17 protein-coding genes are annotated in these 21,914 nt (G+C 48.1%); 1 reads left to right on the top strand and 16 read right to left on the bottom strand.

The genetic code is table 11. From position 1 onward, the window contains the following. Positions 1–178: 178 nt before the first annotated feature. The 11 genes from QZN42_RS05015 to QZN42_RS04965 all read right to left on the bottom strand — a co-directional run bounded on the left by QZN42_RS05015 (position 179) and on the right by QZN42_RS04965 (position 15,963). The gene (locus QZN42_RS05015; protein WP_296954843.1) at positions 179–2,755 is read right to left on the bottom strand and encodes a tetratricopeptide repeat protein; all 2,577 of its coding nucleotides are present in this window, start codon (positions 2,753–2,755) and stop codon (positions 179–181) included. Between the two features lie 241 nt (positions 2,756–2,996). After that, positions 2,997–4,250, bottom strand: a complete 1,254-nt coding sequence (gene pepT / locus QZN42_RS05010; protein ID WP_296954847.1) for a peptidase T — start codon at positions 4,248–4,250, stop codon at positions 2,997–2,999. 255 nt (positions 4,251–4,505) lie between these two features. Next, positions 4,506–6,395: a glutamine synthetase gene (locus tag QZN42_RS05005; RefSeq protein WP_296954841.1), complete on the bottom strand. Its 1,890-nt coding sequence runs from the start codon at positions 6,393–6,395 to the stop codon at positions 4,506–4,508. 211 nt (positions 6,396–6,606) lie between these two features. Beyond that, positions 6,607–8,502, bottom strand: coding sequence for a glutamine synthetase (locus tag QZN42_RS05000; protein ID WP_296954840.1), 1,896 nt, complete (start codon positions 8,500–8,502; stop codon positions 6,607–6,609). Positions 8,503–8,671: 169 nt separating this feature from the next. Then, a complete protein-coding gene (locus QZN42_RS04995; RefSeq protein WP_296954838.1) occupies positions 8,672–9,121 on the bottom strand; it encodes a GatB/YqeY domain-containing protein in 450 nt (149 codons plus the stop codon). A 21-nt stretch (positions 9,122–9,142) separates the two neighbouring features. Next, the gene (gene rpsU, locus QZN42_RS04990; RefSeq protein WP_008858603.1) at positions 9,143–9,319 is read right to left on the bottom strand and encodes a 30S ribosomal protein S21; all 177 of its coding nucleotides are present in this window, start codon (positions 9,317–9,319) and stop codon (positions 9,143–9,145) included. A gap of 157 nt (positions 9,320–9,476) precedes the next feature. Beyond that, a complete protein-coding gene (locus QZN42_RS04985) occupies positions 9,477–9,833 on the bottom strand; it encodes a histidine triad nucleotide-binding protein (RefSeq protein ID WP_296954836.1) in 357 nt (118 codons plus the stop codon). Beyond that, a complete protein-coding gene (mtaB, locus tag QZN42_RS04980) occupies positions 9,833–11,173 on the bottom strand; it encodes a tRNA (N(6)-L-threonylcarbamoyladenosine(37)-C(2))-methylthiotransferase MtaB (RefSeq protein ID WP_296954834.1) in 1,341 nt (446 codons plus the stop codon). Before mtaB ends, QZN42_RS04985 begins: the two co-directional genes overlap by 1 nt. A 192-nt stretch (positions 11,174–11,365) precedes the next feature. Continuing rightward, positions 11,366–12,742, bottom strand: a complete 1,377-nt coding sequence (locus QZN42_RS04975) for an MmgE/PrpD family protein (protein WP_296954832.1) — start codon at positions 12,740–12,742, stop codon at positions 11,366–11,368. A 9-nt stretch (positions 12,743–12,751) separates the two neighbouring features. Next, positions 12,752–14,395 carry a methylmalonyl-CoA mutase gene (locus tag QZN42_RS04970; protein ID WP_296954831.1) on the bottom strand — a complete coding sequence of 548 codons (1,644 nt, stop codon included), beginning with the start codon at positions 14,393–14,395 and terminating at the stop codon, positions 12,752–12,754. 38 nt (positions 14,396–14,433) lie between these two features. Then, on the bottom strand, positions 14,434–15,963 hold the full coding sequence (locus QZN42_RS04965) for a succinate CoA transferase (RefSeq protein ID WP_296954829.1): 1,530 nt from the start codon (positions 15,961–15,963) through the stop codon (positions 14,434–14,436). 458 nt (positions 15,964–16,421) lie between these two features. On the opposite strand from QZN42_RS04965, the gene QZN42_RS04960 reads away from it, so the two are divergent. Further along, positions 16,422–17,381 carry a LysR family transcriptional regulator gene (locus QZN42_RS04960; protein WP_296954827.1) on the top strand — a complete coding sequence of 320 codons (960 nt, stop codon included), beginning with the start codon at positions 16,422–16,424 and terminating at the stop codon, positions 17,379–17,381. A gap of 64 nt (positions 17,382–17,445) precedes the next feature. Here QZN42_RS04960 and secF read toward each other — a convergent pair whose 3' ends face one another. Genes secF through tgt form a run of 5 tightly spaced genes read right to left on the bottom strand, consistent with a single transcriptional unit; the run spans position 17,446 to position 21,911 of the window. After that, positions 17,446–18,393: a protein translocase subunit SecF gene (secF, locus tag QZN42_RS04955; RefSeq protein ID WP_296954826.1), complete on the bottom strand. Its 948-nt coding sequence runs from the start codon at positions 18,391–18,393 to the stop codon at positions 17,446–17,448. Beyond that, the gene (secD, locus tag QZN42_RS04950; RefSeq protein ID WP_296954823.1) at positions 18,393–19,643 is read right to left on the bottom strand and encodes a protein translocase subunit SecD; all 1,251 of its coding nucleotides are present in this window, start codon (positions 19,641–19,643) and stop codon (positions 18,393–18,395) included. Before secD ends, secF begins: the two co-directional genes overlap by 1 nt. Then, positions 19,624–20,241, bottom strand: coding sequence for a 5-formyltetrahydrofolate cyclo-ligase (locus QZN42_RS04945; protein WP_296954822.1), 618 nt, complete (start codon positions 20,239–20,241; stop codon positions 19,624–19,626). Before QZN42_RS04945 ends, secD begins: the two co-directional genes overlap by 20 nt. Next, entirely contained in the window at positions 20,238–20,744 is a 507-nt protein-coding gene (yajC, locus tag QZN42_RS04940) for a preprotein translocase subunit YajC (RefSeq protein ID WP_296954820.1), read from the bottom strand. Before yajC ends, QZN42_RS04945 begins: the two co-directional genes overlap by 4 nt. Before the next feature lie 57 nt (positions 20,745–20,801). Continuing rightward, a complete protein-coding gene (tgt, locus tag QZN42_RS04935) occupies positions 20,802–21,911 on the bottom strand; it encodes a tRNA guanosine(34) transglycosylase Tgt (protein ID WP_296954819.1) in 1,110 nt (369 codons plus the stop codon). Between the last annotated feature and the right edge of the window lie 3 nt (positions 21,912–21,914).

Below are 21,914 nucleotides of genomic sequence, written 5' to 3'. Positions count from 1 at the left end.
ACGCATTACGAATGCGTTGCTCTACCAACTGAGCTATGCTGGCACAGAATGAACACAATATATATTACAGGAGATATAAAATTTTGTCAAACAATATTTTATACAGTCATTTCACACCCCAAGGGGCCGGGAATCCAAAGAATGGATTCCCCTTTTTTAATTAAAGCTCAATTCATAATCAGCCGGAGTTTTTATCTTTCTTCATTTCGGATAGAGCTTCTGCCGCTTTTTGCGCAATGTTTTCCGACGCATGGGCTGCCAGCTGTCCGTACAGGTTTTCAGCCGCAGTGAGGTCCTTTTCCGTACCTATACCGTAGCGGAATTCGGCAGCCAGATTGAAGGCGCCTTCATCATCACCACAGGAAGCCGCCTTGTCAAACCATTCGTGGGCTTCTTTAAAGTCTTCCTTCCCGTTATACAGAAGGCCAATAGCTGTGGCGATGGGCCCTTTATAATCATGGTCCAGTTTCCAGCCTTTAAGGTAGGATTCCAGTGCTTTTTCCGCATCGATTCCCGTCCCCACTCCATTGGCATAAGAGAGGCCAAGCCGGTACCAGCCTTCATCATGATTATAGCCGGTAGCCTTTTTATACCAGATAAAAGCCGGTTTCTCATTTCCTTTTTCCTGTTCAATTTTACCCAGCATGCATGCCGCATCGCCCTTGAAATTCCGGTCCAGATCGGACTCCAGTACTTTTTGAAAATAAGTTTCTGCCTTTTCCACATTCTTTTTCATTCCGCGGCCGCGCCACGCGTTCCAGGCAAGGAGGTAAAGGCCCATGCTGTTTCCTGCACCAATTGCTTTTTCAAACCAGTAATCTGCCTCTTCGTAATGTTCAAGCCGGTCCGAGCATAAACCGCGATAAGCAGCAGCAGAGCCCGTGGCAGGGCCGCCTTTTTCATAGGCCAGTTCATAATAGAAAGCAGCTTTCCGCATCGTCTCTTCTGAAAAGGTTTGATGAAAGATGGCCTCTGCCAGCCGGTACCAGCCTTCATCATTTCCCGCCATGCCCGCCTTTCTGTACCAGAATAGAGCCTTTTCCTTTTGGGAAAGTTCATCATAAATTTCCGCCAGTCTTAAAGCTGCATCGCCTCCGGCCTCTCCATGGTTCTTATAGGCTTTCTCATACCAGTAAACAGCTTTGTCATATTTCTTCATGCTTCTGTACAGGGTACCGAGGCTGATGAGGCCCCACTCGCTTCCCTCTGAGGCCGACTTCATTGCCCAGTCCATGGCTTTGTCCATATCACCCAGACTAAAGCAGACAATTCCTGCTTTATTGGCTGCTTCCGCTTCGCATTCACCTTTCAGGCTGCAGGCCTTGTCAAAGCAGGAAAGTGCTTCTTTCTTTTTCTCTTTTACCAGATATGTAAGCCCCAGATTGTACCAGCCCCAGTCGTAACCGGCTTTTCCGGAGATGCGGTACCACTTTTCCGTTTCCTCCTCTCTGCCCAGGTCTTCGTAAATGAGAGCGATGCGGTTGGCTGCATCTCCTTTTGGCCCATCGGGGACATCATAGGCTTTTCGGAAACATGTCAGTGCCTCTTCTGCTTTTCCTGCTGTTTTCAGGATAGCTCCCAGATTGTACCAGCCCCAGCTGTTTCCTGCCTCTCCTGCTTTCTGATACCATTCCGATGCTTTATCGTCCACATCAAGTCCATTGTAAATAAGGCCTGCACGATTAGCTGCATCACCGGCTGCATCCCCGTTCAGTTCATAGGCTTTCCGGAAGCAGGAAAGTGCTGCATCATAAGCCTCCTGATCCTGATAATAAAGCCCCAGGTTGTACCAGCCCCAGTCGCATCCTTCGGCCCCCGATCTTTCATACCAGAGAAGGGCAGTTTCTTTATCTCCTTCATCCGAGTATACAAGACCAATCCGGTTTGCCGCTTCCGGTCTGGCTTCATCATCTGCTTCATATGCCTTTTTGTACCATTTCATGGCAATCTTTAAATTTTTTCTGACTCCGCTGCCATCACGATATAAATCACCCAGATTAAACATGGCCCAGTCATTGCCACGTCCTGCCGATTTGCGATATAGTGCTGCCGCCTTCTTAAAATTGCCCTGTTGATAATACAAGGCACCCAGACTGCAGGCTGCTGCCGGAAGTGCGGGTCCGTCAAGAGCTATGGCCTTTTGAAAAGATGATTCTGCTTTCCTCTCATCCCTTTCATGCGAAGTACTGTCCAGATACATCTCTCCCAGATTGTGCCATCCCCAGTCGCTACCTGCTTTACCGGCCAGCTCATAATATTTCATGGCCTCTTTCAATTTCCCCTGATCGTGGTAAATATTGGCTATTTTCGTCAGGGCCCGAAAATAACCGGCTTCTGCGGACTTTTCCGCCCAGTAAAGAGCCTTTTCCACATCTTTTTCAACGCCCGTGCCATTCAGGTATAAATCTGCCAGTTCGTCCCGGGCCGCCCAGTCCCCGTCTGCAGAAAGGGCTGCTACTTTCGGTACGATTTTCTTTAAAATATAGTCCCGTTCTTTTGGCAAGGCGTCAGGATAATAAATCATATTAAGCTGCGCCAGAGGTTCACCACATCTGGCACCATCCCGGTCCAGTTCTTCTGCTGTTTCCCAGTCTATTTCCCTGCCGCCCATGCCCCATTTATAATACTCTGCCAGGAAATATAGAGCCCTGCCATTCCCTTCGTGCGCTTCTTTTTCAAATAGAGGAAATGCTTCTCTCGTTTTTCCTGAAAGGTGCAGCATTTCTGCTTTCCTCATTCTGTCTTCTTCATCCATCCTGATTCCTCCTCCGTGAATGCACCCCGAGGCAGTGCCCCATCTTTCTTCATTTATATTATACAAAAGGCATGGGACATAGAGCGTCATCGTAATAAATATTTTTTGAAATAGCGAGCAGTTACTTATCAAGTAGATCGTATATAGCAATCAATGCTGCTTTTGATAGAAGGTGTTATTCCTTTCAAGAAAAAACGCATTGAGCCATAAGTGGTTCAGTGCGTTTCAATCCAAATTATTTTTATTTCCCTTTCCCCGCAAGACGGATGATTTCAATCACCGTTTCACAGGCCTTTATCATGGAATCAATGGGAAGGTATTCGAAGCGGCTGTGGAAATTGGCTCCTCCCGTGAAAAGGTCCGGACAGGGAAGACCCTTGAAAGACAATTGGGCTCCGTCGGTTCCACCGCGGATGGGGTTTTCAATGGGTGTCACACCCACATTTCTCATGGCCTTCCGGGCAAGTTCGATGATATCCATATGACCGTCCTGAATGATGTCCAGCATATTGTAATAGACGTCATGAGGCGTGAGGACTACAGTGCCTTCCCCGTATTTCTGATTGAGGAAATCGGCCATGTAGTGAAGGAAAGCTTTTTTCTTTTCAAAAAGTGCATGGTCATGGTCGCGGATCAGCATGGATAAGGTGCATTTCTCCACGGTTCCCTCGATTTTGTAAATATGGAAGAATCCTTCCCGCCCTTCCGTGCATTCCGGAGTCAATCCCTCGGGAAGCATAGACTGCCATTCGGAGGCGATAGTGATAGCATTGACCATTTTCCCTTTGGCATCGCCTGTATGGACGCTTCTCCCGTAAATGGTGACGGTAGGATTAGCGGCATTGAAATTTTCGTATTCCAGGCCTCCCAGTTCGCCGCCGTCTACGGTATAACCGAAATCGGCGCCAAAGGCTTTGACATCAAATTTAAGAGGGCTCCTGCCCGTTTCTTCATCCGGCGTAAAGCCGATCCTGATTTTTCCATGTTTGATTTCCGGATGGCTGAGCAGATATTCCATGGCACTGACAATAGCCGTCACTCCGGCTTTGTCATCAGAGCCAAGAAGGGTAGTCCCGTCGGTGACCATGATGTCCTGATCCTTGTATTTCAGGATTTCCGGAAAATCTTTTGTGGAAAAAACGATATTTTTTTCTTTATTGAGAAGGATATCCTTTCCGTCGTAATTTTCCACGATTCTGGGATGGATGGGTCCTCCGGGAGCATCGGGGCTCGTGTCCATATGGGAAATAAAGCCGATCACCGGCCCTTCTCCCCCGTTGGAGGGAAGGGTGGCCATGATGTAACCGTTCTTGTCCAGCGTGATTTCTTCAAGGCCAAGATTTTTCAGTTCCTTTTCCAGATGGCGGGCCAGGACCAGCTGCGAAGGCGTGCTGGGACATACCTGGTCATTCTCTTCATTGGACTGGGTATTGTAGGAAATATAATCGGTGAAACGGGCAATCAATTTATTTCTGTCTAATTCCAAAAGAAACACCTCTTTCATTGGGATTTTTCAGCATTTTTGCTAATAACTGTATTATACCATCAGAAAAGATAGTGAAAAGTGCGAAGTGATAAGTGGTAAGTGAAGGTAATGTGCATCAGAGCTAAAGGCGTATCTTAGTATAAATATCCCAATACATAGATGGCTCGCTTTTAAATTCTTCAGCGCACCACCGCCGCTTATCACTATCATGCATAACAAAATCCCCCGTCCGGGGACGAGGGATTTTATTTCTTTAGATGGAAATCAACCTACAATGTTCAGTGCGTAAGCGTTGTATTCTTTTTCCAGTGCTTCAGCCTTCTTGGAGAGCTCGATCTGGAGATCAGATGCAGTATCATAGTCAGCTGCTGCCAGAGCTTCTTTCAGTCTGGTGCAGAGGCACTTGGATGCCTTGGTGTCCTTGATCAGTTCATATTTCTTGACTTTGATTTCAGCCCACCGTTCGCTGTCGATGCCGTCTTCAGCCGGGAGTTCCTTGAAGCTCTTGACCAGTGCTTCAGTATTCGGGATGATGCGGTCAATCAGTTCGTTTTCCCAGCGATAGAGGATGGAAGCCAGGAAGGAATCTACGATAACCGGGGTGAGGGCGCCTTTTTCGATGACTGCCACTTTGTCCGGGTTTGCTTTCATGGTCTGTACGTTTTCCCATACAGTTGCCGGCGGTTTACCGAAGTTGGCATCCCGTTCTTCATCGCTGAAGTCTTCGAATACGTTATCTTCGCAGCGATAAGCTCTTGCTGCTTCCAGGTAGTCGGCTTCTTCGCCCGGCTTCTTAGAGAGTTCTGCCAGGAGTTCTGCCGGGGACTTGCCGGATGTGATAGCATATTTGATGCCGTCCAGTGCGGTCAGGAAGAGGCAGGAAGCGGCGAGATAAGTATTGGTGAATGGGTTCGGTGCACGGAGTTCGAAGCGGGTAGCTTTGGGGTTTTCGATATCTCTGACAAGGCCGATAAGGATGGTTCTGTTACGGGACGGAACTTCCGGATTGTGGCCCAGGGAGGTAACGATGCAGACCGGAGCTTCGAAGCCTGGTTTCAGACGGTTGAATGCATCGGTGGTGGAGGATACGAATGGGTTGGTAGCTTCGTAGTTCTTCAGGATACCCATGATAAAGCCATAGCCGATGGTAGAGAGGAAATCAGATTTCATATCTGCCGGAGCCAGGAGATTGATGGATTTACCATTCTTAAGGGTTGCGCAGATACCTACATGGGTATGTTCGCCGGAACCTGCTACACCGATGATCGGTTTAGCCTGGAAGGAAACTTCAAGACCGTGTTTGCGGAATACTTCACGAATGATGATTCTTGCTTCCAGTTCATTATCGGCAGCCTGCAGCGGGTTCATGGAGAATCTCCAGTCCAGTTCGAGCTGTTCGCATACGTCTACGGTACGGCCCTGGTCATCCAGTTTCGGTTTGATACCGCCGACTTCTTTATGACCCATTTCAACGCTCATGCCGCGGGCATCCAGTTCTTCAATGGCTTCTTCCATAGCGGTACGGACTTTGCCGCGCATTCTCTGCCAGTACTGTTCCTGCAGTCTCTGGGAAATGGAAAGGTGCTGAACCGTTTCGGTTTCGCTCGGAGTCTTTACCCAGAATTCGAGTTCTGTGCCGATGGTGAATCCGATGTCTTCCACATCTTCCTGCAGGATACCTTCCATGCCGTTGACTTTGCCTTCTGCCAGGAGTTTCTTCAGTTCTGCGCCAACATATGCACAGGATTCTTTGAGGATAGAACGGGAATCAATGAATTTGCCATTATGCTGCAGGAAGCAGGGGATACGAAGAGTGCCTACAGGACGGCCGTTTTCATAAATATTGTGTTCATTGTAATCGATGTACCAGTTTACAGTGGGATCAGCAACCATATCGACCCGGGCATCGTTCAGGGTTGCGATATTCATCAGAACTACAGAAGAGCCATCGGTCTGAACAGCGGTACCTGCGAAGAAATCATCATAATTCTTCAGGAACAGTTCAATCGGTACTTTTTCATCAGTATCGTTGCCGGCAAGGTCAATGCCTACCAGAGAAACGAAACGGATTTCCGGATGGGTTTTCAGAAGGGAGAGCACGCCTTCTTTGCCAAATTCACCGGTTGGGATGTAGTACAGTAAGTCTTTGTTCATTGCGAATTCCTCCTAATTCCTTTTGACTTTTCTGAATTTTGAAATATTTAACGGAAATCCCGCTTGTCCCCCCTGCCTCTCCTTACCGGCAAGCCAGCGGCAGCAGGTTTTCCATATTTCCAACAATTAAATAGGTAACTATATAATATTATGCAAAATGGCCCATCCTTGAGTACTAAGAATGGGCCATCTTTGGCCTCTGTGAAGTTGATCAGTCGAGGATATTCAGCGCATAAATCCGATATTCATTCTCCAGAGCCTGGGCTTTGGAAATCAGTTCCAGCTGCAGGTCCGATGCGGTATCGTAATCTTCGCTTTCCAGCGCCGCTTTCAGCCGGCTGCAGATGGAAGGATTTTCATCCATATCCTTGGCCAGTTCGATGCGCTTTGCTTCGATGGATTTCCATCGGCGTTCATCAAGTCCACCACAATGATTCAGTTTTTTATATTTCCTGACCGATACTTCGATTCCCGGAATGATCCGGTCAATGAGCTCGTTTTTCCACCGGTAAATGATGGAGGCCAGGAAGGAATCCACAATCCGGTCATTCAACGTTCCTCCTCTTGTCAGGGCGGCCACTTTTTCCGGATTTTCTTTCATGATTTTTACGTTTTCCCACACCGTTGCGGGCGGCCTGCCGAATGCTGCCGCTCTTTCCTCATCGGTAAAGTCTTCAAACATATTTCCTTCGCAGCGATAGGCCCTGTCTTCTTCCAGGTAATCTGCCCTGTCTCCCGCTTTCTTGGAAAGTTCAGCCAGAAGCTCTTCCGGTTCTTTTCCGGAGTTCACTGCATAGAAGATACCGTCAAGGGCGGCAAGGTACAGACAGGATACACAGAGATAGGTATTGGTAAAAGGATTCGGGGAACGGAGCTCGAATCTCGTCACTTTCGTATTTCCGATGTCCCGAATGAGGCCCATCAGGATGGACCGATTCCGCGAGGGGACTTCCGGGGAGTGGCCCAGGGAAGTCACGATACATACGGGCGCTTCAAAACCCGGTTTCAGCCGGTTGAATGCATCGGTGGTAGAAGAGACGAAGGGATTGATGGCTTCATAATTTTTCAGGATGCCCATGATGAGACCGTAGCCGATGGTGGAAAGGTAATCTTCCTCCATATGCTCCGGTGCCAGCAGATTGATGGTCCGGCCGTTTTTCAGGAGTGCTGCAATGCCCACATGCGTATGTTCACCGTTGCCGGCTACTCCCATGATCGGTTTTGCCTTGAAAGATACGTCAAGGCCGTTCCTGCGGAACACTTCTCTCACCACGATGCGGACTTCCAGTTCATTATCTGCAGCCTGCAGAGGATTGGTAGAAAAAAGCCAGTCCAGCTCAAGCTGTTCACAGACATCAAAAATATGCCCCTCATCGTCAATTTTCGGTTTGATACCGCCCACTTCCTTGTGGCCCATTTCCACATGGATGCCCCGGGCGTCCAGCTCTTCAATGGCCTGTTCCATGGCAGTTCGTACGTTGCCGCGCATCCGCTGCCAGTACTGTTCCTGAAGGCGCTGGGAACTTGAAAGGTGCTGCACCGTTTCTTTTTCACTGGGGGTTTTCACCCAGAATTCCAGTTCAGTACCTGTAGTAAACACGATATCCTGGATTTCAGAGAAAGGGAAATTTTCCATACCCTTCACCTGGGCCCCGATGAGCAGTTTCTTCAGCTCCGAAGCCACGTATTCACAGGAATTTTTCAGAATGGAACGGGAATCAATAAATTCTCCATTATGAATCAGGAAGCAGGGAATGCGGAGCGTCCCGACAGGGAGTCCGTTCTTTGCCATGATATTTTCATCATTGTAGTCCACATACCAGTTCACGGAACTGTCGGCTACCATATCCACCCTGGCATCATTCAGGGTGGCGATATTCATGAAAACTACTGAAGATCCATCGGTCTGCACAGCTTTTCCCGAGAAGAAGTCCCCATAATCCTTCATGAAAAGCTCTATCGGAATTCTTTCATCCGTGTCATTGCCTGCCAGATCAATCCCTACCAGCGACACAAACCGGATTTCCGGGTGCTGTGCCAAGAGAGAAAGTACCCCTTCTTTCCCATATTGGCCTGCAGGGATGCAGTACAGCAATTCGTCGGTCATGTGAGTCCTCCTATAGACTTTTGACTTAACAACCCATTTTTATATAAGCTTTTCTATCTGAATCAAAAGAAAATGACTCATTCCAAATGGAATGAGCCATCTTTGACGCAGCATATTAACTTATGTACTAAGGATACACCACGCATCTTGCATTGTCAAGCTTTAAAGCTCAGGCGAGGAGCTTACGGACAATCTGGTTAATCAGCTTTCCGTCTGCTTTGCCTTTCAGCTTTGCCATGACAGCTTTCATCACAGAACCCATATTTCTCTGCCCAGGATCCATAGCGTCGATGGTCGCCTTCACGACCTTCTCTACATCATCGGCAGACATTTCTGCCGGCAGGTACTTTTCCAGTACTTTGATTTCCGCTTTGGTCTGTTCAACCAGGTCTTCTCTTCCGGAATCTTTGATTTCAGCGAGAGTTTCCTTCCGCTGTTTCACTTCTTTCCGGAGAACGGCAAGAACCTGATCATCATTGAAGTCCGCGTGTCCGTCGTCGATTTCGGCCTGTCTGATATGAGCACGAGCCATGCGGATCGTGTTCAATGCAAGCTTTCCTTCTTCTTTTGCCTTCATGGCTGTTTTCATGTCAGCCATAAGCTGTTCTTTAATTGACAAAACCAATCACCTTACAACCTATTACTTATACTTGCGTTTTCTAGCGGCTTCAGATTTCAGTTTACGTCTAACGCTGGGCTTTTCATAATGTTCACGTTTTCTTACTTCAGAAAGAACCCCGGCTTTTTGGCAGGAACGTTTAAATCTGCGAAGAGCACTATCAAGAGATTCGCCCTTTTGAACTTTGATCTCAGACATCTATATCCCTCCCTCCCAATAAAGACTGATGGGGTGCTATTGCACACTTATAAATTATAAAATACAATGTTCTTTCTGTCAATTCCCTTTTATATTTCCATAGCGGAAACAGGACGGAAAGAAAGCCCGGTCATCCGGGCCTCCTGTTTTTTGAAAATTATTTATCTTCCGGGAATGGGGGCCAGCCCATAGCTTTGCCGCCGATGATGTGGGCATGGAAATGGAAGACCGACTGCCCTGCTTTTTCGCCGGTATTCATGACGAGACGGAAGCCCGACTCCTTCAGGCCTTCCTGTTCGGCAATCTTCTTCACCACCAGGAAGAAATCAGCAAAGTTTTTGTTGTATTCTTCATCGAAAGCAAGGATATTATCCACATGTTTCTTTGGAATCAGCAGGACGTGAACCGGAGCGGCCGGTTCTATATCCCGGAATGCGAACCAATTTTCATCTTCATAAACTTTGGTGCTTGGAATTTCACCATTTGCGATTTTGCAGAAAATGCAGTCAGACATTATAATTCCTCCTCTGCTACAGTGCCTGCCAGACCGTCAGCCGTAACCGTATCAATCCGGACAGGATACATATGACCTCTTTCTATATGTGAATCTTTGATGGAAACACGGATGTATTCCCCCGTGAGCCCTTCAAAGTATCCATTCTTTATTTCCTCAGCCAGCACATGGACCACTTTCCCCATGAACTGACTCCGGTATGCACAGGCAATTTCCTTTTCCAGCTCCTGTACCCGGTGAACCCTTTCTTTCTTCACCTCACTACTCACCTGATTGGGGTATGTCGCTGCCGGCGTACCGGTGCGGCGGGAATAGGGAAATACGTGAATGCCTGAAAATTTCAGTTCTTTTAATGTATCCAGGGTTTCCAGAAAATTCTCTTCCGTCTCCCCCGGGAAACCGACGATGAGATCCGTGGTGAGAGCGATACCGGGCACCTTTTCCCGAAGTACGGCAATGAGCGCTTTGAACTGGGACAGCCGGTAATGGCGGTTCATGCCTTTCAGCACGGCATCGGAGCCGGACTGGATGGGCAGGTGGAGATGGCGGCAGACCTTCGGCTCATTTTTAATGATGGAAATCAGTTCATCTGAAAGTTCCACTGACTCCACGGAACCCAGGCGAATCCGGAGGAGATCCGGGATTTTCACCAGTTCCGCCACCAGTGTGGCAAGGCTTGTCCCATCATGAAGATCCTTCCCGTAATTACCGAGATGAATTCCCGTCAGTACCACTTCCCGGTATCCTTGGGAAACAAGTTTCCTGATTTCCTCTACCGCATCCTTCTGAAGGCGGGATTTCAATTTCCCCCTGGCATAGGGAATGATGCAGAAAGTACAGTAATTGTCGCAGCCTTCCTGGACCTTCACGAAAGCCCTCGTCTTCACTTCTCCCGAGACGTCAACAGACATATTTTCGAAAGTTTTCACCTTCATAATGTCCACGGTCTCATTAAGGGGCTTCCTGTCGGTCCGCTTTTTGGCTTCTTCCACATATTCCACAATATGACTGCGGTTGTGAACGCCTACGATGACATCCACATCCCCCATTTTTTCGAAGACTTCCGGCGCCAGCTGGGCATAACAGCCTGCCACGGCTATAATGGCCTCCGGGTGAGAGCGGCGGATGCGGCGGACCATCTGTCTTGATTTTCTGTCACCGATACTGGTGACGGAGCAGGTATTGACGACATAAACATCCGCATTTTCGTCCTCCCCTGCCTGCCGATACCCGTTCTTTACGAAAAGGGTACGCATGGCATCACTGTCATACTGATTGACCTTGCAGCCAAGAGTGATGAAGGATACCTTCTTTTCCGAGTGTAAAGTATGATTTTCCATGTGCCTATTATAACACGGATAAAATAATCATGAAATACGCGGACCGGGATGAAGCACCTCTTTTATATATTCTATTATAGATAACGAAAATACCGGGGGAAGTCCCCGGTATTTCGTATGATGAGCAGCTTCTTTTCCAATCTGACCGGAATCCCTGTACCTTTCAGGAAGGATAAGTGCCGCACATGCCGTTTAGAAAATCATGCCAAATTCATCATCCATATTTTTTACGTCTTCCAAATGGGCTGCCAGATCCACCACCCTGTCATAAGTTTCTTTCCCGATCATGGAATCAACGAGGTTATGACCTTTTTCTGCAATTTCTTCAAAAGTCATTGGATTTTCCGGATCCCCCTTGGGATAGGGGACAAAGAGAAAATCTTTCCTCCCCTCTCCCCACTCCACATCCACCCTAGATGCCAGCCGGTCAGGATGATCATTGTAAATAGCCGTCATTTTACCGTCTCTTGCCACATTGACTTTTTCCATGATCTTCTGAATGGAAGAATCGTGAATGGATTCCTCACGGAAATCATCAATGGTTACCTTTCCTTTAGCCGCCATACAGGATACACAGTACTGGATGGAAAATTTACATCCATAGGGAGTTGCAGGTTTTTCATTATTGATGAGTGAATCAGTAATATCGTTCACATGAAGAGTAATCTTTCTGATTTCTTCCGGCTTCAGATGATTTTTCCTCATGAGCTCGGAAATACCATAAATGGCAGAATGAGAATGTTTACAGCAGGGCCAGGGCTTGATGGAATTATGGATGATTTTGAAATCTTTCCCCAGGTTTTCTGTCAGCTTTTCCCATTTTGGCTCTTTCATCATAGCCCGACAGAAGCCTTTTTCCCCTTCAAGGATGGTCGTGGAACCGGTATAGCCATCTTTCGCAATCAGTGAAGAAAGGACTCCGCCATAGCAGGCTTTCCCTATATGAAGGGGCTTGCTCATCGCTCCCTGGCGGACAAAATCCCAGAGACCGGCCGCCTGAGTACCGGCACTGCCTAAAGCATGCAGATACTGATTCTCGTCAAGCTGCAGAATCCGTGCCGCACTGGCTGCGGCTGCCAGAGTTCCCACAGTACCTGTGGTGTGCCAGAAATAATAGGAGTCCGGCTGTATCGATTCTCCCACTCTTCCGCCCAGCTCATAGCCTGCCGCAATGGCTGTCATCAATTCTCTGCCGGAAACTTTCTTTTCTTCGGCCAGGGCAAAGGCCGGTGGAACAACCACGCATTCCAGATGAATAATGGATGCATTATGAAGATCATCGAAATCCTGGGCATGGCAGGCTGCTCCATTCACAAAAGCCGCATTAAGAGCACTCTTGCGCAAGGTACAGGGGCCTTTTTCATTTTCACAAAGTATGGTAGCCTCATGGCCCCAGTCATCAGCAAGGAGGACTTTCCTTAAAACTGCGGGTGGAAATTCCCGTGATCCGCTGATGGTAAGTCCCACCCAGTCCAGGAATGCCTTTTTAATCTGGATAATGGCATCTTCCGGCAAGTCTTCATATTTCAATTGAGAGAGATAAGAGGCCAGTATTTTTGTCCCGTTCATGATTCCTCCTCAAATGACTTCTCTTTCAGGCTGATACTCACCAAAGACTTCCCTCATGACATCGCAGATTTCGCCAAGAGTTGCATAAGTCTTCACTGCCTTAATCAAACAGGGCATCACGTTTTCATCGGATGTACAGACTTTTCTCAGTTCATCCAGTGCCGCATCCACTTCCGCCTGATTTCTCTTTTCTTTCATGGCATGAAGTCTTGCAATCTGTCTTTCGCCTACTTTAGAATCCACTTTCAGGATATCCTGGTTTGACGGTGCTTCTTCAGTAACAAATTTGTTGACTCCCACTACCGTACGCCGTCCTGTTTCAATAGCCTTTTCATACTGATACGCATGATCCGCCATTTCACTCTGCATATAGCCCTGTTCGATAGCACCTACGGCCCCGCCCATTTCATCAATCCTTTTGATGTAGGCTGTCGCTTCTGCTTCAATTTTGTCGGTCAGTGATTCTACATAATAGGAGCCCGCCAGAGGATCAATGGTATCGGCTACACCACTTTCATAGGCCAAAAGCTGCTGGGTACGAAGAGCCAGGGTAGCCGCATCTTTCGTTGGCAGCGCCAGAGCTTCATTTTTTGCACAGGTAGCCAGGGACTGGGTGCCGCCCAGAATGGCTTCCAGTGCCTGCCAGGTAATGCGGACTATATTGTTATCCACCTGCTGGGCCGTGAGGACTGAACCTGCCGTATGGACATGGAAACGGAGCATCATGGCCTTTTCATTGGTCACATGGAAACGTTCTTTCATAATCCTTGCCCAAAGTCTTCTGGCTGCGCGGAATTTGGCAATTTCTTCAAAGAAATCAAGTCCTGCCGTGAAAATCCAGGAAATATGAGGCGCAAAGTCATCCACTTTCTGTCCCGATTTGATAGCTGCCTCAATATAAGCGATGGCATTGGAGAAGGCAAAGGCGATTTCCTGAGTCATGGATGCACCGGCTTCGCGAATGTGATAAGCGCCTACAGATATGGTGTTCCATTTGGGAATATATTTTGAACAATATTCAAAAGTATTCGTCACAAGACGCATGGATGGGCGGGGCGGGAAAATATAGGTGCCCCGGGCAATGTATTCTTTCAGGATATCATTCTGGATAGTACCTTTCAGTTTATCTGCTGGAATGCCCTTCTTTTCGGCTGCAGCCACATACATGGCAAGGAGGACTGCTGCCGGTGCATTGATGGTCATGGAAGTGGAAACTTTATCCAGCGGAATTCCGTCAAAAATAGCTTCCATGTCCGCCAGACTGTCAATAGCAACGCCAACTTTGCCTACTTCGCCGGCTGCTCTCGGGTCATCGGAATCAAGGCCGATCTGGGTTGGAAGATCCATGGCCACGGAAAGTCCCGTCGTCCCCTGGGAGAGGAGGTATTTGTAAAGTTTATTTGTTTCTTCCGAAGTAGCCATACCGGAATACTGGCACATGGTCCAGTAGCGTCCGCGGTACATGGTAGGCTGGATGCCGCGGGTAAAAGGGTAACTCCCGGGAGTGCCCAGTTTCTTCATATAATTCCAGTTTTTCAGATCTTCCGGCGTGCAGAGACGGGGTTCATTGATATTCTTCCGTTCGGGAAAACGGGCGGTAGCTTTTTCTACTTTGACTTCATAGTCGTTTAATGCTTCTTTCAGGGCTGTCATGATATATCCTCCTTTTTCAATAGTCCGGCCTGACAAATTTATATTCCGGCTCTCTTTGCTGAAATAGTTTCTTTCATGGTTCCCGTCTTCTCCAGATGCAGGTCCATGAAGAATGCATGCTGCAAATCTACCGGCATATGGCCGCCATGGATTTCCGCTTTTTCAAAGTAATACCGGAGCAGTTCGCGGTAATCCGGGTGAGCGCAGTTATTAATGATTTCAAGTGCCCGCTGCCTTGGGTCTTTATTTCTAAGATCGGCTACACCATTTTCCGTAATGAAAATCATCGTATCGTGTTCTGTATGATCCACGTGGGAACACATGGGAACCACTCTGGAAATATTTCCCTTTCTCGTAGTAGAAGTAGCAGTAAAGACTGTCAGATAGCCGTTCCGCATATAGTCTCCACTGCCGCCGATGCCATTCACCATATTTCTTCCCATCACATGAGTGCTGTTTGCTTGTCCATAAATATCGAATTCCACCGGCACATTGAGGGAAATGACCCCCAGCCTCCTGATTACGCCGGGATTATTGGAAATTTCAAGCGGTCTTAAGACGAGATGTTCATTGAAGAGCTGCGGATTTTCTCTATACATGGCCATGACTCCTTGAGATGGAGTGAAAGCGCATCCGGAGGCCATATCCACCTTGCCGTTTTTAATGAGATCAAATACTGCATCCTGCAGGATTTCAGAATAAAGGGAAATGTGCCTGAATGCGGAATCATTCAGACCTTCCAGTACCGCATTGGCAATTTTACCCACTCCAGACTGCAGCGGAAGAAGCGGAGAAGGCATGCGCCCTTTCTTCTGCTCCAGTTCCAGGAAATTGATGAGGTTCCCTGCTATCTTCTTTGTAGTCTCATCGGGATGGCCCAGTTCACGGACATGATCAGGAATATCGGATTCCACAATAGCCGTAATCCTGTCTGTGCCGCAAGGCACAACCGTAGTCCCGATGCGGTCTCCCGGGCGGTAAATGGAAATCTCCCTTCTTGCCGGCGGTACAGGGACTTCGTAAATGTCATGAATCCCTTCCAGTTCCAGAGGAATCCATGTATTCACTTCGACGATGATTTTCTTTGCTTTCCGCACGAAAGTAGGTGTATTTCCTACACCGGTCCCCAGGATAAGGTCTCCTTTTTCAGTGATTCCCAGCGCTTCTACAACCGCCACATCCACATCTCCGAAAAATCCTTCACTTACCTGTTGGGCAAATTCTGAAAGATGGAGATCCATGTACCGGATTCGCCCCGAGTTGATTCCTTCCTTCATGCTTTTATTGCTTGCCGCATAGTAAGGCACACGGCTTTCTACACCATCCACTGAAGCCAGGGCCTCTTCTACTTCCGGTCCTACCGATGCGCCGGTCCAGATATTGATGCGGCATTTTCTTCCGGTTTTAATCTGCTCCGCCAGGGCAAGGGATGTTTTCTTCGGATATCCTGACGGCGTAAAACCACTGAATCCCACATTGTCATGATCCTGAATAAGGCTGGCAGCCGAATCGGGACTGACGATTTTTGAAAACAGCGCTTTATTTCTAATTCTTCTTTCATCAAGCATGGTTCTTTCCTCCTTCAGTTCGGCTCAGCAGCAGGGATGGCCGTGAGCCGCAGCTTTGACACTTCCCATTTTGAAAAGGAATGAACGAATACGTATTCTTTGAAATTTCCTGTTCATTTATTTTCAAATCCAGTATACTTTCTTCGAAAAATAAAATATAATAATATTTATGTTTATATTTATTCATATTTATTATAATTTTGAGCACGGACGCATTGTGTCTGAAGGATTGGCAGTATTTTAACAGAAATAAAACACTGCAGGAATATCTCCTTTATTCTCGCAATTACGCTGAATTTTCAATCACTGAAATTTATAACTCCTCTATTCTATATGAATTCAATTATGATTTATTTTCACAACGCTTGTGATATTTCGTTTACATAAATTATCACAATTTGTTATATAATAATATAGAATTACTATATCTGATTATTTATTTTTACCAAGGAGCAACCATGGATATATCCCTGTACCGCAGTTTTATCGCCATCGTGGAAAGCGGAAATCTCACTCAGGCAGCCGAATTCCTTCATATCGCCCAGCCCGCCCTGACGAGGCATGTAAAATTACTGGAAAAAGAATTCCATTCTCCCCTGCTTAAAACAGGAAAAGGCCAGCGCCACGTGGAAGTGACCCCGGCGGGGAGAATCCTGTATCATAAAGCGAAGTACCTGGTCTCCTTGGAAGACCAGATTGCAAGAGACATCAGTGCTTCCAATGCCGGGATTACTGGAACTCTGCGGCTCACCACATCCCCTTCCGTAGCTTTTCAGCTCATCGCTCACAGCCTGGCAGAATTCAGCAATGAAAATCCGGGCATTACCTTTGAACTTTTGGAAGCTTCTACAGAAGAACAGGCCCAGAATCTTCTTAACGGCATTTCAGAAATCGGTATCGCCAATGCGCCTATCGTGCAGCCGGAACTTTTTCAGATTCATCTCACCCTGGAAGATCACATGGCTCTTTATGTCAATAAAAAAAGCCCGGTTCTGAAAGGAATCCGGCTTCTATCCGGCAGTCCCCGCGCGGTGACTGCTCCAATTTCCCTCATTTATAGAATACTTGAAAGTCTTCCTTTATGCACCACTCAGGGATGCCACCAGGCAGATATGCAGTTCTGCGCGGAAATGGGAATCTCTCCCCATCCCCTTTGTGTCAGTACTACTGTCACAGCCGCGCTGCAATGGGCAAAAGAAGACAGGGCTGGAGTTATGGCTCCCATAACTGCGGGACAAATGATTCCGGAAAATCTCATTGCATTTCTTCTTCCGGCAAGCCATGTTTCCAATTTCCGTACACTTTATACTGTTAAAGGTGCGCCTCTCTCCGAGCTGGCAAAACATTTCCTTGACTTTATCCTGGAACCGGCAGACCAGGTTGATGGAGAGATAGAGCCTGTAGAAAGTCCGATTTAAAATTTTGCCTGAAAGCAAAAAAGAGTCCGCAGAAATCCTGCAGACTCTTTTGATTTCTATGAAGTTAAATTTCTCCGCCGGCCGGTTTTACATGTTTCTTCGCTTTCTTCGGTGCAGCAGTCACATTTCTTCCGCCATGGATATGTTCGTGCCAGGTGACCCAGAGGCCGGAGGCTACGCAGATGGAGGAATAAGCGCCGGAAATAAAGCCGATCAGCATGACAAGGGCAAAGTTCTTCGTCGTATCGCCGCCGAAGAAGTACAGGGAGGCCACGCAGAAGAGGGTAGTCACCAGGGTATACATGGAGCGGCGGATGGTCTGGTGAATGGAATCATTAGCTAGGGTGGCATAGCTGTCCATTCTCCGGTGGGTATGAAGGTTTTCGCGGATTCGGTCAAAGATAACGACCGATTCGTTCATGGAGTAGCCCAGAACGGTCAGGATGGCTGCCAGGAAAGACGCATCCACTTCGAGATGGAAGAAGGCAAAGGCACCGAGAACCATTAGGATATCATGGACGATGGCCGCAATGGCGGAAATGGCAATCCTGTGTTCGAAACGGATGGACATGTACAGGATCATGGCGCCGAAGGACAGGATGACGTTCATGAGGGTGCTCTTTGTCACTTCAGAACCAATGACGGCGCCCACGGTTTCGATACGTTTCACATCAGCCTGCCCTACTTTTTCATTCACATGGCTGACTACGGTCTGTGCTTCATCAGAGGAGAGGTTTCTCGTACGGATGATGACGTCATTGCCCGCTTCCCCCGCATAATCACCGGAAAGCTGGATGGTGGCCGTCTGGAGACCGTCTTCACGAAGTCCGTTGCGGACTTCTTCGACCGTCACATCCTTGTCAAAGCCCAGTTCCAGAATGGTACCGCCGGTGAAATCAATGCCCCAGTTGAAACGGAACATAATGACGGAAATGATCGCAATCAGGACCATAACGCCGGAGAAGGTAAACCAGATTTTTCTATGTGCCAGGAAATCAAATTTGCTAAACATCAGTTGTCATACCCCCTTTTCCCGCCAAACCACCAGGGATTATGAATCCAGTTGGCATCAATCAGGAGCATGAGGAGGGTACGGCTTACGGTAATGGCTGTGAACATGGATACCGCAACACCAAGCCCCAGGGTAAAGGCAAAGCCTTTGACTGTGGCAGATCCCAGGAAGAAAAGGATGGCCGAAGTAATGATGACGGTCATATTGGCATCAAAAATGGTGACAAAGGCACGTTTGAAACCTGCCTGTACAGCGAGGCGGAGAATCTTGCCTGCCGCGATTTCTTCCTTGAATCGTTCAAAGATGAGGACATTTGCATCCACTGCCATACCAATGGACAGAATAACACCCGCAATGGAAGGCAGTGTCAGAGTCGCATGGAGCAGATTCAATACGCCCAGAAGAATCAGCACATACACGAGAAGTGCCGTATCAGCTACAAATCCACTCATCCGGTAGACAGCCATCATGAAGAGGACGACCAGGGAAAGGCCGATCGTAAAGGCTACCACGGACTTATCCTTGGAATCCTGTCCCAGGGACGGACCAACGGTCCTGACTTCCAATACGGAAACCTTGACCGGAAGGGCCCCGGAACGGAGAAGGATGGCGAGATTCTTGGCTTCTTCCAGAGTACGCTGTCCCGTAATCACGGCAGAGCCTCCCGTGATAGCTTCATTGACAACAGGATTTGTCAGCATTTCACCATCGAGGAAAATACCGATATGACGGCCCACATTGGCAGCAGTGAGGGAGGCGAATTTCTGTCCCCCTTCATCGGTGAATTCAAGAGCCACGAGGGGCTGCTTGTTCTGTCCCATCTGTTCCTTCGCGTTTTTCAGATCTTCGCCAGTGAGCTGGACATTCCCTTCATCATCCTTGAATTCCAGGACTGCCGTCTTGCCAATGGTTTCGATGGCTTTCTGGGGATCCCTTTCACCGGGAAGCTCGATAATGATTCTGTTCGCACCTTCCCGCTGGATAATCGGTTCGGTGAGGCCCATTTCATTGACACGCTTCTGCATGATATTGATGACCTGGGTGATAGACTCACTGGTCACTTTGTTCTGGGCCGTATCTTCTGCCTGCATGACGATATGGGTACCGCCCTGCAGGTCCAGGCCCTGCCGGATATTTCCTGCGAGAAGTCCTACGGTTCCCACGAAAACTCCGATGATGACCAGGATCACTACCCAAAAACGGATGAGAGCTCCCGTACGGAGAGAGCTTCTAGTCCTTTTCTTTTCCAAAACTTAAACCTCTTTTCACTTCAATCATACCCTTGTCGGTAACGATTTTTGCCATTTTCCGGTCAAAAGGTTCTGATGGAACTTCGTCCACCACCTGAAAATCCCAGAGAGCAGCCACTCTTTTTTCAAAGGAAATACGGGTGAGGAACCGGTCATAATAGCCGGCTCCCATGCCGATTCTGTTTCCCATTCTGTCCACGGCGGCTGCCGGGATCAGGACCAGATCCAGCTTTTCCGGTTCGATAGTCTCATAGCCTTTGGGAAGATCCCGAAGTCCCAGGGGGCCTTTGACGAAATGGTCCATATCGAGCAGCCTTCCGGCTTCCATCTGACGCTGTGGAAGGCATACGGGCACATAGACTTTCTTCCCGTCGGAAAGAGCCTTTTCGATGAACAGGTCCAGATTGGACTCCCCTTTCATGGCCAGAAATGCCATAATGGTCCCTGCCTTCTGATATTCGGGAAGGGAAAGGATTTCCTTCATAAGGGAAAGACTTTTCGCTTTTACCTCATCATCAGAAAGAGCCCGCCTTCTAGCGAGCATCTTCCGGCGGATTTCCTTCTTCTTTTCCGAATCAGGAATCCCCGCATTCCTCATTTTTTATCCTCTTTTTTATCAGCTTTTTCCGGTTTGGCAGCTTCGTCTTCCACTTCTACCACTTCTTCAACGACTTCCGTGCCGGCATCTTTCGGATCATCCACTTCCACGATTTCTTCTACCACTTCAGGTTCAGCTTCTTTGACGTCCTTACTCTTTTTGGCTTTGGAGTCATCCCGGGATGTTTTCTTTCCGTTCTTCGGTTCTTCAGCGCCTTCACCGGGCATCTCTTCTCCTGCCCTGTGCTGAATCGCGGTCTTTTCAACTTTGATGATCACTTTTGAAGCAATTTCCAGTTCCACATACTTGTCGCGAAGAACTTTAATGACTCCGTGTACGCCGCCGGCAGTCACCACTTCATCTCCCTTTTTCAGGGACAGCAGGAAACGGCCTCTCTCCACTTTCATCTTCTGGGTAGGACGGTACATGAAGAAATACATGACTGCCACCAGGATCAGGAAAGGCCATGCCAGGCTGATAAAATTCAATACTTTCTCTTCCATTTGATTCACCTCCAACAATATATCGTTTATTTTACCACAAGTCTCTCTGTTCTGTCTTTATCTTTTGTAATTTGCCATGAAACTTTCTCTAAACTCCGTAAAGTTTCCGTCAATAATAGCCTGCCTCATATCCCTCATAAACTGGAGAAGGAAATAGAGATTGTGAATGGTCACGAGGCGGAAGGCTAGAAGTTCTTCGGACTTATACAGATGACGGATATAGGCCCGGCTGTAATGCTGACAGGTATAGCACTGGCAGCCTTCTTCGAGAGGTCCCCAGTCCCTTTCATACTGCTTGTTCTTCATATTGAGCCGGCCCGTGTGGACCATCGCCATGCCGTTTCTGGCCACTCTCGTGGGGAATACGCAGTCAAACATATCCACCCCTCTTGCCACGCCTTCGACGAGGCAGTCCGGAGTCCCTACGCCCATGAGATAGCGGGCTTTATTCACCGGCAGGAATTGAGTCGTATATTCAAGGATTTCATACATGAGGTCATGAGGTTCACCCACGGAAAGTCCTCCGATTGCCATTCCGTCAAAAGGCATGGCTGATATTTCCTCACAGGATCTTCGTCTTAAATCTTTATACATGCCGCCCTGGACGATACCGAACATCCCCCTGTCCGTCCTCGTATGGGCTTTGATGCAGCGCTCTGCCCAGCGGGTGGTGCGGGCCGTGGACTGGTCGGCATACTTGTAATCGGCCGGATAGGGAATGCATTCGTCAAAAGCCATGGCGATATCGCTTCCCAGGTCCTCCTGGGCATGAATGGAAACTTCAGGAGAAAGAAACTGTTTCGAGCCGTCCAGGAAGGAACGGAAATGAACCCCTTCCTCCGTGATTTTTCTCATGGCCCCCAGGGAAAAGACCTGGAATCCGCCGCTGTCAGTGAGAATTCCCTTATGCCAGTTCATGAAATCATGAAGGCCCCCGGCCTCACGGATAAGTTCCGTTCCAGGGCGAAGGAAAAGGTGGTATGTATTAGACAGGATGATCTGGGCCCCTGCTGCCTCCAGTTCTTCAGGGGTTACCGTTTTTACAGTAGCCTGTGTGCCGACAGGCATGAACATGGGAGTCTTGAAAGTTCCGTGGGGTGTGTGGAGAAGTCCGGCGCGGGCACCGGTTATCTTGTCTTCTGCCACCAGTTCGTAATTGATAACCATACT

The sequence above is a fragment of the uncultured Dialister sp. genome (assembly GCA_900314595.1).
Classification (GTDB): domain Bacteria; phylum Bacillota; class Negativicutes; order Veillonellales; family Dialisteraceae; genus Dialister.
This window is presented reverse-complemented; position numbering and strand designations above follow the sequence as displayed.